17 protein-coding genes are annotated in these 16098 nt (G+C 58.4%); 13 read left to right on the top strand and 4 right to left on the bottom strand.

Translation table 11 applies throughout. From position 1 onward, the window contains the following. Positions 1 to 283: 283 nt before the first annotated feature. From ACXAH0_RS06430 to acs, 12 genes are all read left to right on the top strand, one after another. On the top strand, positions 284 to 1150 hold the full coding sequence (locus ACXAH0_RS06430) for an urease accessory protein UreD (RefSeq protein WP_475189815.1): 867 nt from the start codon (positions 284 to 286) through the stop codon (positions 1148 to 1150). Between the two features lie 16 nt (positions 1151 to 1166). Continuing rightward, the gene (locus ACXAH0_RS06425) at positions 1167 to 1469 is read left to right on the top strand and encodes an urease subunit gamma (RefSeq protein ID WP_475189813.1); all 303 of its coding nucleotides are present in this window, start codon (positions 1167 to 1169) and stop codon (positions 1467 to 1469) included. 127 nt (positions 1470 to 1596) lie between these two features. Then, positions 1597 to 1902, top strand: a complete 306-nt coding sequence (locus ACXAH0_RS06420; RefSeq protein ID WP_475180800.1) for an urease subunit beta — start codon at positions 1597 to 1599, stop codon at positions 1900 to 1902. 16 nt (positions 1903 to 1918) lie between these two features. Further along, complete coding sequence (locus ACXAH0_RS06415) at positions 1919 to 2314, top strand: lysozyme inhibitor LprI family protein (RefSeq protein WP_475180793.1); 396 nt, start codon at positions 1919 to 1921, stop codon at positions 2312 to 2314. Then, positions 2311 to 2742 (top strand): lysozyme inhibitor LprI family protein, encoded by a 432-nt coding sequence (locus tag ACXAH0_RS06410; RefSeq protein WP_475180787.1) that lies wholly within the window; start codon positions 2311 to 2313, stop codon positions 2740 to 2742. Before ACXAH0_RS06415 ends, ACXAH0_RS06410 begins: the two co-directional genes overlap by 4 nt. An 18-nt stretch (positions 2743 to 2760) precedes the next feature. Beyond that, the gene (gene ureC / locus ACXAH0_RS06405; RefSeq protein ID WP_475189812.1) at positions 2761 to 4473 is read left to right on the top strand and encodes an urease subunit alpha; all 1713 of its coding nucleotides are present in this window, start codon (positions 2761 to 2763) and stop codon (positions 4471 to 4473) included. Positions 4474 to 4503: 30 nt separating this feature from the next. Continuing rightward, positions 4504 to 5109: a glutathione S-transferase family protein gene (locus ACXAH0_RS06400; protein WP_475180777.1), complete on the top strand. Its 606-nt coding sequence runs from the start codon at positions 4504 to 4506 to the stop codon at positions 5107 to 5109. Further along, positions 5106 to 5624, top strand: coding sequence for an urease accessory protein UreE (locus tag ACXAH0_RS06395; RefSeq protein WP_475189811.1), 519 nt, complete (start codon positions 5106 to 5108; stop codon positions 5622 to 5624). The genes ACXAH0_RS06400 and ACXAH0_RS06395 overlap by 4 nt, the downstream gene beginning before the upstream one ends. Then, positions 5575 to 6333: an urease accessory protein UreF gene (locus ACXAH0_RS06390; RefSeq protein WP_475189808.1), complete on the top strand. Its 759-nt coding sequence runs from the start codon at positions 5575 to 5577 to the stop codon at positions 6331 to 6333. Before ACXAH0_RS06395 ends, ACXAH0_RS06390 begins: the two co-directional genes overlap by 50 nt. Next, positions 6330 to 6947, top strand: coding sequence for an urease accessory protein UreG (ureG, locus tag ACXAH0_RS06385; protein ID WP_475180764.1), 618 nt, complete (start codon positions 6330 to 6332; stop codon positions 6945 to 6947). Before ACXAH0_RS06390 ends, ureG begins: the two co-directional genes overlap by 4 nt. 80 nt (positions 6948 to 7027) lie before the next feature. Then, positions 7028 to 7336, top strand: coding sequence for a DUF1761 domain-containing protein (locus tag ACXAH0_RS06380; protein ID WP_475189807.1), 309 nt, complete (start codon positions 7028 to 7030; stop codon positions 7334 to 7336). 266 nt (positions 7337 to 7602) lie between these two features. After that, a complete protein-coding gene (acs, locus tag ACXAH0_RS06375) occupies positions 7603 to 9540 on the top strand; it encodes an acetate--CoA ligase (protein WP_475189805.1) in 1938 nt (645 codons plus the stop codon). Between the two features lie 111 nt (positions 9541 to 9651). On the opposite strand, the gene ACXAH0_RS06370 is transcribed toward acs, so the two are convergent. The 4 genes from ACXAH0_RS06370 to rplS form a co-directional block, all read right to left on the bottom strand. Beyond that, a complete protein-coding gene (locus ACXAH0_RS06370; protein WP_475180752.1) occupies positions 9652 to 11013 on the bottom strand; it encodes a pilus assembly protein TadG-related protein in 1362 nt (453 codons plus the stop codon). Between the two features lie 267 nt (positions 11014 to 11280). Next, positions 11281 to 11838: an HNH endonuclease gene (locus ACXAH0_RS06365; RefSeq protein ID WP_475180747.1), complete on the bottom strand. Its 558-nt coding sequence runs from the start codon at positions 11836 to 11838 to the stop codon at positions 11281 to 11283. Between the two features lie 304 nt (positions 11839 to 12142). Further along, positions 12143 to 13555 (bottom strand): 3-isopropylmalate dehydratase large subunit, encoded by a 1413-nt coding sequence (leuC, locus tag ACXAH0_RS06360; protein WP_475180743.1) that lies wholly within the window; start codon positions 13553 to 13555, stop codon positions 12143 to 12145. 367 nt (positions 13556 to 13922) lie between these two features. After that, complete coding sequence (rplS, locus tag ACXAH0_RS06355) at positions 13923 to 14393, bottom strand: 50S ribosomal protein L19 (RefSeq protein ID WP_475180740.1); 471 nt, start codon at positions 14391 to 14393, stop codon at positions 13923 to 13925. Between the two features lie 509 nt (positions 14394 to 14902). Here rplS and ACXAH0_RS06350 point away from each other — a divergent pair. Further along, entirely contained in the window at positions 14903 to 16051 is a 1149-nt protein-coding gene (locus tag ACXAH0_RS06350) for a helix-turn-helix transcriptional regulator (protein ID WP_475189803.1), read from the top strand. Positions 16052 to 16098: the final 47 nt, after the last annotated feature.

Here is a 16098-nt window from a genome sequence, read left to right as displayed (position 1 = left end):
GATTGCACGGGTAAGGGCAACCCCTTGTGAAAAGTCCCAGCGTGGTGTTTTTTTAAGCACAAGACTATTTACCAGGCAGTTTACAAGCCGGGTGTGCGGGGCCATTTGAAAACGCAGCTGCTTTTTGAACTGTTGCATAGGCTCATCGCCGCACAGGAATCTGGCCCGGCTCTTGCTTCATCAGACAGGTTGACGTGCCCCTCCCTGCCATGCCCCTCTCACACAGCATGGCGGGACCCCATTCAAAGTGCAGTGGCGTAACGGGCCTGAAAGGCGGAACAGGATGTATGATGCTGCGGCAGCATCACAATTGAAACCGGAGACGCCGGATCTGCAGCGGGTCAAGGGCGCCGCGCGCGTCCGGTTTGCATGCAGCAACGGCACCACCCGGCTGGCAGACCTTTATCAGAAGGGCTCGGCCAAAGTGCGCCTGCCAAAGGTCTATGACAGCCCGGCGACGGCGGTCCTGATCAACACAGCCGGAGGCCTGACCGGCGGGGATGAACTGTCTTACAAGATCGAGGCTGCGGAAAACACACACGCAATTGTGACCAGCCAGACCGCAGAACGCGCCTATCGCAGCGTGTCCGGCTCCGCAAAAGTAACAGGGTCGCTAACGGTCGGCCCCGGCGCCACCCTGGAATGGCTGCCCCAGGAAACCATCCTGTTCGACCGCTCGTGCCTGTCCCGGACCCTGACAGCAGAGCTTGCCGAAGACGCCAGGCTGATGATGCTGGAAACGGTGATTGTCGGCCGTACAGCCATGAACGAGACGATCGCCACGCTTGCTTTCAAGGACCGCTGGCGCATCCGGCGCGGCGGCAAACTGATCTTTGCCGACGATGTCCGGCTGACCGGCCGGCCAGACAACGTTCTGGCCGGACCGGCAACCACCGCGGGCGGGCATGTGTTTGCCACCTTTGCCGATGTCCACCCGGACGCCGAAGACCGGCTTGCGGGTGCCCGGACCTGCCTTGAAAACGCCCGCATAGCGGCAGCAAGCAACCAGGTCGCAGCGGCGGTCAGCGCCTGGAACGGCTTGCTGACTGCCCGCTTTGTGTCCAATGATAGCCGTGCCCTGCGCAAGGCCCTGATTTCTTTTTTGACCGGTTACCGCGCGGCAGAGCTGCCGCGCGTCTGGTCCTGCTAGTTCGGAGGATTATCGAGTGAACCTGACCCCTCGCGAGAAGGACAAACTGATCGTTTCCATGGCCGCCATGGTGGCCCGCCGCCGGCTGGAACGCGGCGTGAAACTCAATCACCCGGAGGCGGTCGCCCTGATCACCGACTTTGTCGTGGAAGGCGCCCGCGACGGGCGCAGTGTGGCCGATCTGATGGCCGCCGGTGCCAAGGTGCTCACCCGGGACCAGGTCATGGAAGGGGTTGCGGAAATGATCCACGATGTCCAGGTGGAAGCAACGTTTCCGGACGGGACGAAACTGGTGACCGTGCACGAGCCAATCCGCTAAAGCACTATAAAGGGCTCAGACGCCTGCTTGAAGCCTCCAACAGCGGGCCGATCATTTTTTAAATTTACCGCTGAACAACAAGGCAGCATGAAAAGCTGGCTGAACTGAAACTCAAAAGGAAAACGCCATGATCCCTGGAGAAATATTCCCCGCCGATGGCGAGATCGAACTGAACAGCGGGCTGGAAACGGTCGAACTGGACGTCTCCAACACCGGCGACCGGCCGGTTCAGGTCGGCAGCCACTATCACTTTGCCGAAACCAATCCGGGCCTTGCCTTTGACCGGGACAAGGCCAAGGGCATGCGCCTTGATATTCCCGCCGGAACCGCCGTGCGCTTCGAGCCGGGCCAGACCCGCACCGTTACGCTGGTGCCTTACCGGGGCAACCGGACGGTTTACGGCTTCAATCAGAACGTCATGGGCCCGCTTTGATCTTTTGGAGAGTGTTTTGAAGATCCCCCTGATACCCATCTTTCTGGCAATGGTGATGAGCGCTCCGGTTCCTGGCGCCGCCCAGCAAGCCTTGCCGGAGGGGTGCAGTGATGCCCAGACCCAGACGGAACTGAATTTCTGTTCCTTCAAGGCCTACGAAAAAGCCGACAAGGACGTTAAGGCAGCTCTGCAAAAGGCCCTTGCCACGGTAAAAGACTGGTCGCCAGAGTCAGCCAAAAAGCTGCAGGACGCCCAGAAAAGCTGGATCGCCTACCGGGAGCGCGCCTGCGATATCTATGAATATCCAGGCAATGGAACAATCGCACCGCTTTTGATGAACGAATGTCTTTTGAAGATTACCCAGGACCGGACCGCCGATCTTGAAACCCTGGCGGCGGGGCTGGGCAATTGAGATCCTGTGCCCTCGGCCTTGCTGTGCTCACGGCCGCTGTCCTGTCTGCGTCTCAAAGCTTTGCCCAGGAGCGCCCGGCAGAGGCGGCCCTTGATTGCGGCTATCCGCTGAATGACGAGGAGCGCAGTTTTTGCGCGGACAAGGCCTTGAAAGACGCCGAAGACAGCCTGAAGGGCGCCTATGACCAGCTCCATGCCAAGCTGGTGGAGATGGACAGGGCCCGGAGCGGAGCCCAAAAGGGCGGCCCGGCCGCCCTGGAAGATGCGCAGGCCGCCTGGACCACTTTCCGGAACAAGGATTGCAAGGCCTACAGCCTGCCGTTTCGCGGCAGCGCGCGGGGCAACGACCTATTCACAAGCTGCATGATCGTTCTGACCATGCAGCGAACCGATGACCTGAGCGCAACGCTCAACGACTACGACAACTGATCGCCGACAGGAGCAACCATGGCCTACAAGATGCCCCGTGCCGCCTATGCGGACATGTTCGGACCCACCACCGGCGACAGGGTGCGCCTCGCCGATACGGATCTCATCATTGAGGTGGAAAAGGACTACACCACCTATGGCGAGGAAGTGAAATTCGGCGGCGGCAAGGTGATCCGCGACGGCATGGGCCAATCCCAGGCCCCGCGCAGCGCCGGAGCGGTCGACACCGTGATCACGAACGCGTTGATCGTGGACCACTGGGGCATCGTCAAGGCGGATGTCGGTCTGAAGGACGGCCGCATTGTCGGCATAGGCAAGGCGGGCAACCCGGATGTACAGCCCGGTGTCGACATTGTTGTCGGGCCCGGAACGGAAGCGATTGCCGGCGAGGGCAGGATCCTGACCGCCGGAGCCCTGGATGTGCATATTCACTTTATCTGCCCGCAGCAGATCGATGATGCGCTCATGTCCGGCGTCACCACCATGCTGGGCGGCGGCACCGGACCGGCCACGGGCACAAATGCGACGACCTGCACGCCCGGGCCCTGGCACATCACCAGGATGCTGCAGTCGGCAGACAGTTTCCCCATGAACCTGGCCTTTGCCGGCAAGGGCAATGCCTCGCTGCCTGCCGCCCTGGAAGAGCAGATCCTGGCGGGCGCCTCGGCATTGAAGCTGCATGAGGACTGGGGCACGACCCCGGCAGCCATCGACACCTGCCTGTCTGTGGCCGATGAATATGATGTCCAGGTGATGATCCACACGGACACGCTGAACGAATCCGGCTTTGTTGAAAACACCACCGCCGCTTTCAAGGACCGCACCATCCATGCCTTCCACACGGAAGGGGCCGGGGGCGGCCATGCCCCGGACATCATCAAGGTCTGCGGCGAAACCAATGTTCTGCCGTCCTCGACCAACCCGACCCGGCCCTATACGGTCAACACGCTGGAAGAGCATCTGGACATGCTGATGGTCTGTCACCATCTGGACAGCTCCATTCCCGAAGATGTTGCCTTTGCCGAAAGCCGCATCCGCAAGGAAACGATCGCAGCCGAAGACATTCTCCATGACATGGGCGCCTTTTCGATCATCGCCTCCGACAGCCAGGCCATGGGCCGGGTCGGTGAGGTGATCATCCGCACCCTGCAGACCGCCCACAAGATGAAAGTCCAGCGCGGGCGCTTGAGCGAAGAAGCGGGCGAAAACGACAATCTGCGGGTCAAACGCTACATGGCCAAGATCACCATCAACCCGGCCATTGCCCACGGGCTCGACCAGCATGTCGGCTCCGTGGAAATCGGCAAACTGGCGGATCTGGTGCTCTGGGACCCGAAATTCTTCGGCGTGAAGCCGGACATGGTGCTGAAGCTCGGCACGATTGCAGCCGCGCCCATGGGCGATCCGAATGCCTCCATTCCAACCCCGCAGCCGGTCCATTACCGGCCGATGTTCGGCGCATTTGGCAAGGCCATGACCCAGAGCCGCGTCACGTTCGTCTCCCAGGCGGCCTATGATGCGGATGTGAAGGCAACCGCCGGTCTCGACAGCCTGGTCCTGCCGGTCAAGAACGTGCGCGGCGGCATTTCCAAGAAATCCATGGTGCTGAACGACGCCACGCCGCAAATCGAGGTGCACCCGGAGACCTATGAAGTGCGCGCCGATGGCGAGCTGCTGACCTGCGAACCGGCCGAGGTGCTGCCGATGGCGCAGCGCTACTTCCTGTTTTAAGGTGCAGACAGCACGGTCAGGGAGGCAAAAATGTATACAGTTGTGGGATTTCCCCGCACCCGCGCAATGCGCGTCATCTGGCTTCTGGAGGAGCTGGGACTGGCCTATGAGCTCATTCCGGCGCTGCCGCAATCGGACGAAGCCCGGGCTGCCAATCAGGGCGGCAAAGTGCCGGTCCTGCTTGAGGACGGCACTGCGATCACCGAGTCCGTTGCGATCTGCACCTATCTGGCCGACAAGCATGACGGTTGTACCTTTCCCGCAGGCACGCTGGACCGCGCCCGGCAGGACAGCATCACCCAGTTTGCAGTCGACGTGCTGGAGGGCGCCCTTTGGACCGCCGCCAAAAACACGTTCATCCTGCCGGAAGACCTGCGTCTTCCTGCGATCAAGGACGTGTGCCGGTACGAATTCGCCAAGGGGCTGGACACGCTTGCGCGCTGGCTGGGCGAGGGGCCCTATGTGATGGGCGAGACCTTCACCATTGCCGACATCATCCTGGGCCATTGTTCCGGATGGGCCGTGGTTGCCAAATTCGACCTGCCCAAGGACGGCCCGGTCCATGCCTATTTCAAACGCCTGCGGGACCGGCCGGCCTATCAGGCCACCAAAGCAAGGATCGACGCCGCACAATGATCCGGGTACAGAAAATTTACCGTGCTGCAGAGTGGCAAGGCACCCCGGCCGACCGGGTCACCCTCGATCTGGACGAGCGCTACCGGCGCCGGGCGGTGCTAACCGGAGCAGGGGGACTGACCTTCCTACTGGACGAACCCCTGGCCGTACATCTGCACCATGGCGACGCGCTGGAGCTGGAAGATGGCCGTGTCGTGGAAGTTCTGGCCGAACCGGAAGACCTGGTGGAAATCGAAGCCGACAATACGGCCCATCTGGTGCGGATTGCCTGGCACCTGGGCAACCGGCACCTGCCCACCCAGCTGATGGGGACAACCCTGCGCATCCGGCGGGACCACGTGATTGAGGACATGGTGCACCAGCTTGGCGGACGGATAACGGTCCTGTCCGCCCCCTTCGATCCGGAAGGCGGCGCCTATGGCCATGGCCGCACCCACGGACATGGGCTTGGACATGACCATTCCCATGACCACACGCATGATCACAGCCACACGCATGGTCACAGCCATGGCTGATCCGGTCCCATCCTCCGCGCTCTACCGGCTGATGACGTTCCTGTCGCCAGCCTTTCCCGTGGGCGCCTTCACCTATAGTCACGGCCTGGAACAGGCGGTCGAGGACGGCACAGTGACGTGCCGCACGGACCTGGAAGCCTGGCTTGGCGATATCCTGCACTTTGGCGCCGGGCGCAACGATGCGATCCTGCTGACCCAGGCCTTGCGGGCCGCCCGGGCAGGAGACAGCCAGGCCGTTCAGGACCTGCGCGCGCTTGGCCTTGCGCTTCAGCCCAGCAGTGAGCGGTATCTGGAAACCAGCGCCCAGGGAACGGCCCTGTTTGACGCGATTGCGAAAAGCTGGCTGCCGGACGCAGGAACACCGGCGGCTGATCTTCTGCGTGGTCTTGCGGTCCAAACGGACCGGGCCTCCTGGCCCTATCCGGCCGCGCTCGGTCTCGTCTGCGCGGCCCACGGCATTCCGGAAGACACCGCGGTGACCAGTTTCCTGAACGCCTTTGCCGCCAATCTGGTCTCCGCCGCCATCCGCACTGTGCCCCTTGGCCAGACCGATGGCCAGACGGTGATTGCCCTTCTGGAGCCCACCGTCTTTGCCGTTGCCAGTGAGGCGGCCAGCGCCGGGCTGGATGACCTGGGCAGCGCCGCCTTTCTCGCAGATATCGCCTCCATGGCACATGAAACCCAGTATTCGAGGCTGTTCCGATCATGACATCCCCAAACGGTCCGTTGCGTGTTGGCATTGGCGGCCCGGTGGGCGCCGGCAAGACCACCCTGACCGACCGCCTGTGCAAGGCCATGCGCGCGCGCTATTCGCTCGCCGTGATCACCAATGACATCTACACAAGCGAAGACGCTGACGCGCTGGTCCGTTCCCAGGCGCTCACCAGCGACCGGATTCGCGGTGTGGAGACCGGCGGCTGCCCCCATACGGCCATCCGCGAAGACGCCTCCATCAATCTGGCGGCGGTGGAAGATCTGACCCGCACCATTCCGGATCTCGACCTGATCCTGATCGAATCGGGCGGCGACAATCTGGCAGCCACCTTTTCTCCGGATCTGGCGGATCTGACGCTCTATGTCATTGATGTTGCCGCAGGCGAGGAAATTCCCCGCAAGGGCGGGCCGGGCATTACCCGCTCTGACCTTCTGATCATCAACAAGACCGACCTTGCTCCATATGTGGGCGCAGATCTTGAGGTGATGGACCGGGATGCAAAACATATGCGCAAGGCCCGGCCGTTTGTCTTTGCCAACACAAAGGCCGGAAAAGGGCTGGAGCCCATCGTCGATTTCATCATTCAAAAGGGCGGTCTCGCCGCTTGATCTTTGCCCCGTTTCCTTTCACCTTTCCGGCCAGAGCTATGGAGTTCACACGGTGTGCTCCAGACAGGGAGTATGGTGAGATGATGTTTGACGGGATCAATCTGGTGGCGGTCGCCGCCGCCGCGATAGCCTCCTTCCTATTCGGCTCGATCTGGTATGGCGTTCTTGGCAAAGCCTGGATGCGGGCCGCCAGTTTGAGCGAGGACCAAACCAAGCCCAGCCTGCTGACCCTGGCTCTCGCCTTTGTCTGCCAGTGCGTTATGGCGTTCATCTTTGCCGGGATCATCTACCACACCGGTGACACCACCCCCCGCACGGGCCTGATCTCCGCCTTTATGGTCTGGACGGGCATTGTCATGACAACACAGATCGTCAATCACCGGTTTTAGGGCCAGCCCTGGAGCCTGACCCTGATTGACGGTGGCCATTGGCTTGGGGTTCTTGTGCTTCAGGGCTGTGTGATTGGCTGGCTGAGTTGAATTTGCCTTTGTCCCTACGTATTTGAACTCATGTACCAACGACTCGCCGACTAAAGGACTATCCTTTGGTTCTGGACGCTTCCGGGGGCCATAAGCATAATGGCGCCCGGAAAAAAAGCCGGTGCCAGGGACATAACGTCCAACACCGGCCATTATCGGTTCCGGGAGGTTTTCAAATGTCTGACTCTGTTTTTCCCGTTCCAGCGGAGGTTGCCGCGCGGGCGCATGTCGACAATGCCAAATATCTTGAAATGTACCAGCGCTCGGTGGAGGACCCGGACGGTTTTTGGGGAGAACATGGCAAGCGCGTTGACTGGATCAAGCCCTACACCAAGGTGAAAAACACCTCCTACGACTACCACAATGTTTCCATCAAGTGGTTCGAGGACGGCACCTTGAACGTCGCGGCCAATTGCGTGGACCGGCATCTTGAAACGCGCGGCGATCAGCCGGCCATCATCTGGGAAGGAGATGACCCCGGCGAACACAAGGTCATCACCTACAAGGAACTCTCCCGGGAGGTGAACAAATTCGCCAATGTCCTGCATGGCCAGGGCGTGAAGAAGGGCGACCGGGTGACCATCTATCTGCCGATGATCCCGGAAGCCGCCTATGCCATGCTGGCCTGCGCCCGCATCGGCGCGATCCATTCCATTGTCTTTGGCGGCTTTTCCCCGGACAGCCTTGCGCAGCGCATCGAGGACTGCCAATCGGAATGTGTCATCACCGCCGATGAGGGTCTGCGTGGCGGCCGCAAGGTTCCACTGAAAGCCAATGTGGACAAGGCAGCAGAAAAAGCGCCGGTCAGAAGCGTGATCGTGGTCAAGCGCACCGGTGGCGACATCCGCATGCAGACCGGGCGCGACGTCTGGTATCATGACGAAGCCTCGCGGGTGTCCGACCAGTGCGAACCGGCCGAAATGAACGCCGAAGACCCGCTATTCATTCTCTATACGTCGGGCTCAACCGGCAAGCCGAAGGGCGTGATGCACACGACCGGCGGCTATCTGGTCTATGCCTCCATGACCCATGAATATGTCTTCGACTACCATGAAGGCGATGTCTATTGGTGCACGGCAGATGTGGGCTGGGTGACCGGCCACAGCTATATTGTCTATGGGCCGCTGGCCAATGGCGCGACCACGCTGATGTTTGAAGGCGTGCCGACCTATCCGGGCCCGGGCCGTTTCTGGGAAGTGTGTGACAAGCACAATGTCAACATCTTCTACACGGCCCCGACTGCGATCCGCGCGCTGATGGGCGCTGGTGATGAGCACGTCACCGCAACTTCACGCAAGTCCTTGCGCCTGCTGGGCTCCGTCGGCGAACCGATCAACCCGGAAGCCTGGAGCTGGTATCACAACGTGGTTGGCGAAGGGCGTTGTCCGATTGTCGACACCTGGTGGCAGACGGAAACCGGCGGCATTCTGATCACCCCGCTGCCGGGCGCCACCGCCTTGAAACCCGGATCGGCCACCCGGCCATTCTTCGGCGTCCAGCCCGCGGTAGTCGACGCCGAAGGCAAGTTCCTGGACGGGGCAACGGAAGGCAATCTAGTCATCAAGGACAGCTGGCCCGGCCAGATGCGTACGGTCTATGGCGACCATGAGCGCTTCGTCCAGACCTATTTCGCCACCTATAAGGGCCTATATTTCACCGGAGACGGCTGCCGCAGGGACGAAGACGGCTATTACTGGATCACCGGCCGCGTGGATGACGTCATCAACGTGTCCGGCCACCGGATGGGCACCGCGGAAGTGGAAAGCGCGCTGGTTGCCCATACCAAAGTGTCGGAGGCTGCCGTTGTCGGCTATCCCCACGACATCAAGGGGCAGGGCATTTATGCCTATGTCACCTTGATGGAAGGGGAAGAACCAACGGATGACCTCAAGAAAGAACTGGTCAAGCATGTCCGGGCTGAAATCGGCCCGATTGCCTCTCCGGACCTGATCCAGTTTGCTTCCGGTCTGCCCAAGACCCGCTCCGGCAAGATCATGCGCCGTATCCTGCGCAAGATCGCTGAAGACAGTTTCGACAGCCTGGGGGACACCTCGACCCTGGCCGATCCGGCCGTGGTCGATGATCTGATCGACAACCGTCAAAACCGGGCCTGAAGAAGCCGCTGCGCTTCGACAGGATCCGATTGACCTTTTTCGAAAATACCCGAAAAGTCAAAAAGGCCCGCCAGTAGGCGGGCCCTTTCAATGAAATTCCCTGAAAATCACTTATTTCGACAGGTAGATCTGCTGGATTTTCTTGGCGATGTTGGAAAAGGCACCGATAAGTTCGTCCGAGGACGTCGCCATATAATAATTCCCGGTGTCCGCACAATCCTGCATCACTCTGGCCCCGCTCGATGACGACGAACTGCCGAAATACACCGTAAAGATTTCAATACCGGAACTTTTCATCGCGTCGCAAAGCGACATGCCACGCTTCGACGATGCTCCGCTAAATCCACCACTGGTTTGCTCGACCCAATAGTCATTGGTCCCACTTAGACAGGTACCACCATAGCTTTTCTTTTTGTATTTGTACTTTTTGCATTGTTTTTTAGTCCAGGTTTTCTTCTCATACTGGGTGTTGAAAGCACCATCCGTCATGATCAGAGCGAATTTGAGGACATCGTCATCATCATAGGCGGCCGGAGCAGAACTGGATGGCCAAAGGTCGGACCATTTTGGAGACAGAGTATACCACCCAATCCCGATCCCCGTATGCCCCGCCGTATAGCCATTTGTTTCCAGATCATTGATAGCAGACGTCAGAGTCGACCGGTCATCAGACAGTGGTTGAAGCACAGAATCCGAGCAAGCAGATCCTCGATAGGTTCCCGAGCCATTGCCAAGAGGCTCAACCGTATAACTCGCGTCTGTATATTCTTCGTCTCCTGTGCGCTCTGTCGCACATCTGCTGCTATAATTATTCGTCGCGGTCGCAGCATAGCTGTCCATATTTACGCCAACACTATAAGGGACGAGAGAGATCTTGACTTTGCTGTCTTCTGTGCCGTCCGGGATCAGAATATCCACGACCGATTGCGCGGCATCTTTCAAATCGTCTATCGCCCAGCCCATGGATCCTGTCACGTCGACCACCATCGCCAATTCAACGTCAAAGCGGGAATAGGCGACCTGGGCTTCTGTGCCGAACGTGAAAGCCTTCGGACCGAAGGCATCAATCCCGTAGCCGCCGAGATTGATGAAAAGATTGTTCATCGTGGCCGAGGTGCTCACCGTGACGTTGCCTTCATCACTGTTCACCGTGAAGGTCATGTTCTCGATCGCTTCGTCGAGGAAGTCCGCCGTTGCCAGGTTGGCTTTGAATGAATCTGAGATAATTTCCGTCACCTCATCATCGCTCAGCACCGACGTGGACAGTTTTGTCGCCGCAGCCAGAGCTGCCGCATCAAGGGCATAGGACAGTTTTTCACGGGCGTTCACCGCCCGGGAGACATCCATGGACGCTCCTGCCACAACGATGATGAAAACAAGCATGATCCCGAAGAGCGGGAGAATGGATCCATGCCGGTCAGTTTGGAACCGGACAGCAAGATGCCTTAAGAAGGAAATAGGTGCTTTGATCATGACGGCCTCACAGCTTTCATGATACAGTTATTACAGAAAGGTGCCTAAAGTCTTAAATGAAGATTACAAAGCAGGTTAAATAAGGCTTAATATCACTAAATAAAATTGCGAATTACACGATAGAGCTCTGGTCTTATTTTAGCACAGCGCTCGAGGCACCGCTATTTTACTGCAATCAGAACACACTTATTGACGGCTGTCTCAACCAGTCCAACCAGCTTGAACATGGCTGCACAGACCGGAAAGGGGGATCTTTGGAGCCATATCCTATGGCTCCAGCTCCGTATCCCAGTACAGGAAATCCAGCCAGCTATCGTGAAGATAATTGGGTGGGAACGCGCGGCCATTGTTGTGCAGATCCTGAATGGTCGGCTGAAAGGGCATGTGCATGGGCCACATGTTCAGCTGCTGGCAGGACTTGTTGGACTTGCGCAGATTGCAGGGGGAGCAGGCAGTAATCACATTGTCCCAGGTGGTCAAACCACCCTTGGAGCGGGGAATGAGATGATCAAAGGTCAATTCTTCTTTCGAGCCGCAATACTGACACTGAAATTTGTCGCGGAGAAAGACGTTGAAACGGGTAAAGGCAGGATAACGGCTGGGTTTCACAAAGGTCTTGAGCGAGACAACGCTCGGTAATCGGAACTCGAAGCTCGGACTTCGGACCGCCGCATCATATTCTGCAACGATATTGACCCGATCCAGAAACACCGCCTTGATCGTGTCCTGCCACGACCACAAAGACAAGGGATAGTAACTCAAAGGCCGGTAATCCGCATTGAGCACCAACGCCGGATGGGCTCCCGACGAGACCGCTATCGTCACCTTCCGCTCCTCACACCTACTCAGATCGTCCGGTGCCCGGTCAAACGGACAGCGGAACTTGTCCTTTTGTGACGGGAGTATTGTAGTGCCGAGGTGACAGTCTTGTGAAGCCCGTCAAATTCATTTCTGAAGGGGTATGTTGACAGGTGTTCACCGGCAAAGGATTTTCCCTAAATCTATGAATCATTTGCCAAAACTGAATAACATCTGGACGGCTGCGGCAATTTTGCACAGCGCAAGAAAAAAGGGCGCCTTTATAGCGCCCTTCATTTGACCGGGATCTGTCACCAGATCCCAAATCGAATCAGTTCGCGGTCCAGTCGCGAATGTCAACAAAATGACCGGCAATGGCAGCCGCTGCGGCCATGGCCGGTGAAACCAGATGCGTGCGGCCCTTGTGTCCCTGGCGGCCTTCAAAGTTCCGGTTCGACGTCGACGCGCAGCGCTCGCCCGGCTTCAGCTTGTCCGCATTCATGGCAAGGCACATGGAACAGCCCGGCTCGCGCCATTCGAACCCGGCCTCCTTGAAGATCAGATCCAGGCCTTCTTCCTCGGCCTGTTCCTTCACGAGACCCGAGCCCGGCACGACCATCGCGCTCACGTGCTCAGCCACCTTGTGATTGCCGATGACAGCGGCTGCGGCCCGCAGATCTTCGATCCGGCCATTGGTACAAGAGCCGATAAAAGCCCGATCGATCTTGATATCGGTGATCTTCGTGCCCGGTTCCAGACCCATATAGTCCAGAGCGCGCTTCTTGGATTCACGCCGGTTTTCGTCGTCGATCTCCTGCGGATTGGGCACAACGCCTTCCACGGAGACGACATCTTCCGGAGAAGATCCCCAGGAAACGATTGGCGGCAGATTGGCCGCATCCAGCTCGATCACCTTGTCGAAATAGGCGTCCGCATCGGAGTGCAGCGTGCGCCAATAGGCCTGCGCCATCTCCCAGGCTTCGCCTTTCGGAGCTTTCGGACGGCCCTGCACATAGTTGAATGTGGTTTCGTCCGGGGCAATCAGACCAGCACGCGCACCGGCTTCAATGGACATGTTGCACACGGTCATGCGGCCTTCCATGGTCAAGGACCGGATCGCATCCCCTGCATATTCAATCACATAGCCCGTACCGCCGGCGGTGCCGATCTTGCCGATGATCGCCAGGACAATGTCCTTCGCAGTCACCCCTTCAGGCACCTCGCCATTGACCTTGACCAGCATGTTCTTGGCTTTTTTCTGGATCAACGTCTGGGTGGCCAGAACGTGCTCCACTTCGGATGTACCAATGCCGTGGGCGAGCGAACCGAAAGCCCCGTGGGTGGAGGTATGACTGTCGCCGCAGACAATCGTCATGCCCGGCAGGGTAAAGCCCTGTTCCGGTCCGACGATATGAACCACACCCTGGCGCATATCCAGTTCCGAATAATATTCGACACCGAACTCGGCCGCATTCTTGGCCAGTGTTTCCACCTGAAGCGCCGATTCCGGATCGTCAATCCCGTCGCGGCGGTCCGTGGTCGGCACATTATGGTCCACCACTGCGAGTGTCTTTTGCGGCTGGCGGACCTTGCGGCCATTCATACGCAGACCCTCAAAAGCCTGCGGACTGGTCACTTCATGGACCAGATGCCGGTCAATATAAAGCAGGCCCGTGCCGTCGGGCTGCATGTCGACGACGTGGTCGTCCCAAATCTTGTCATAAAGCGTGCGCGGCTTTGCCATGGGTCTCTCCTCATTCCGGCCGTCGGTCCGGCAGCGCCTGCGTCCCGGCGCGCCTCCGGCCTCCTTGTCCTATTCTGCACAAAACAGCCTGGACATCTGCGAATGCCGCCCGGAGCCTGCCGGAGGGTCCAGCAGACCGTGTTTCTAGGGGGCCATATTGGTTGTTTTTCCGGACAGCGCGCCTGCGTCAGACACCTGTCCCTCATGGTATGTGAATGACCCAGCTCCGGCGGAAGGTCAAGCTCCAGCCGGTTGAGCTGAATTCAACTGAGATTGACCAGCGCCCGTCACATCAGGCCTGACAGCAAAAAGGCGGCCCCGGCAGGACCGCCTTTCAAAATGAAACTCTTCAGTCACCTGAACCGGCTTATTCAGCGGCGGTTTCCGCAGCTTCCTGCTCAGCCTTTTTGGCTTCGGCCTTGGCAGCCTTGGCAGCAGCAGCTGCCGCGCGGGCTTCCTCGTTGAGGCGCTTGGAGCGGACGTTGGTGTTTTCGGTGATACGGGCGGACTTACCACGACGGTCACGCAGGTAGTAAAGCTTCGCACGGCGCACTTTACCGCGCCGGACCACTTCCACACCTTCCAGCATCGGGGAATAGACCGGGAAGACACGTTCGACGCCTTCACCATAGGAGATCTTACGAACAGTGAAACTTTCGTTGATGCCGCCACCGGAGCGGGCAATGCAGACACCTTCATAAGCCTGCGTACGGGTCCGGTTGCCTTCCGTCACCTTAACGTTGACGCGCACCGTGTCACCGGGAGAAAATTCAGGCAGCTTGCGCTGTGCCTCGATTTTCGCCATTTCTTCAGCGTTGAGCTGCTCGATGATATTCATGGCATTTTTCCCTTTTCAATTACAAGGCGGTCAGAGCGTTGTCCGTCACAGGCGGAAACGGGTTCACCAGCCTTGGGCCATGTTGCATATCGGCCAGGCTTTCCAGAGGACATCTGCCCCTTGCGGCAGACCCCTGGAGAAAGACTTCAATAGTTTTGAGACATCTTCGCCCAGCTTTCGCGGGCGTATACAGCATATTCACCGGCTTGTCATGCGGATTCTTCGACCGGCACACAGCCCCTCACGCGCAGCCTGTGATCAAGTGCGTCCTCGCCCTGATGAACCTTGCAAAAGCAGCGGCACAAGTGCCGCTGCCAATGTCTAGCATTGCCTAAAGTAATTTATTTTTAGCCTCGTCAGATCTTTACAACCTGCGAGCCTTTTTTAGTTGTAATAGTGGCTGATTAACATAAAAATAAGGATTTGTCACGATGACAGTTACGGCATTTAGATTATAAAATTCCTTACCAATCAATAAGAGCAATAGAGATATTTCAAGATTGAACCAAATGGCCCCAGATCATTCCAGCTTACTGACAAAACTCTATACATCTGCTTTATTCGATGGCGGGCTCACCAGCGTCCTGTCCGATCTAGCCTCTTGCTATCCTGATCTGCCGATTTCCTACCAGGCCCAGTGTGTCTACGAGAACAAGTTCTATGACTGCGCCATATTCAACCATGGCCGCGACGCTGAACGGCGGCTCAGAACGTGTAGCTCCCGCAATCCTTTTCCACCGATCGCCCTAAAATGCGACGTCTCCGACGTGGTCTTCACCGGAGATCATATTTCGCCGGAAGACGTTGAAAAATTGGATTTTTTTGATGAATTCCTGAAAGACCATCGAGAAATCAACCGGGCTTTCGGGGTGATCTTGCATCGGCAGGGCGATGATTCTGCCTTTGTTGCAGCCAATCTGCCCCGCACCATGGCTGAGCGGGAAGAAGAGCATGTCCGCCAGTTGTTCGGATTCTTGAGACCGCACCTGCAAGGAGCATTTGGCCTGCTCTTGGAAACCGCCAAACGACAGACAGAGCCCGCAAATCCGGCATTCTGGCTCGACCAGATCCCCACCTCTGCGCTGATTGTCGCGCCGGACGGCAAAGTCAAACATCTCAACCGGCAGGCAGAGCGCAAATTAAGTGGCCGCAGTCTCCTGCAAATCGACAAGATGGTGCGCCTGACCGCCTGCACTCCCCACGGACGCGCCGCTTTGACACATGCCCTGGACAAGGCCGCGCAAACCGCGTTGCCTGTTGGACCCGTCCCACTGTCGGACAAGAACCGGGGCGGCGCCTTCGTTTTTGTCCTGCCCCTGGACAAGCGGGACCGCATCCATCCGGGACTGGCGCCTTTCATTGTTCCCGGTCTACCCTTGCTGGTCACCTGGTTCGACCCGGAGGACGCCCCGGCGCAATCTTCAAAAATTCTGTCGACAGCCTTTGGGCTGACCGGCCGCGAGGGTCTTCTGGTTCAGGAACTCATTCTTGGCTCATCCTTGAAGGAAGCCGCTGAAAACCTGGACATTTCCTACAACACCGCCCGCAATCACCTGGCCAATATCACCTCAAAGACGGGATCCCGTTCTCAAGGAGACGTGATCCGGCGGGGATCACCGATTCTGGCCCGTCTGGGTGAAGGCACCTCCCGCCTCTGATACCAGCCTTATAACAAGCGCAGTTGCTCATGACCTATTTGACCGCG

The sequence above is a fragment of the Roseibium sp. AWQ4_290 genome (assembly GCF_056160985.1).
Note: the sequence above shows the minus strand (reverse complement) of the source record. Positions and strands in the feature narration are given on the sequence as shown.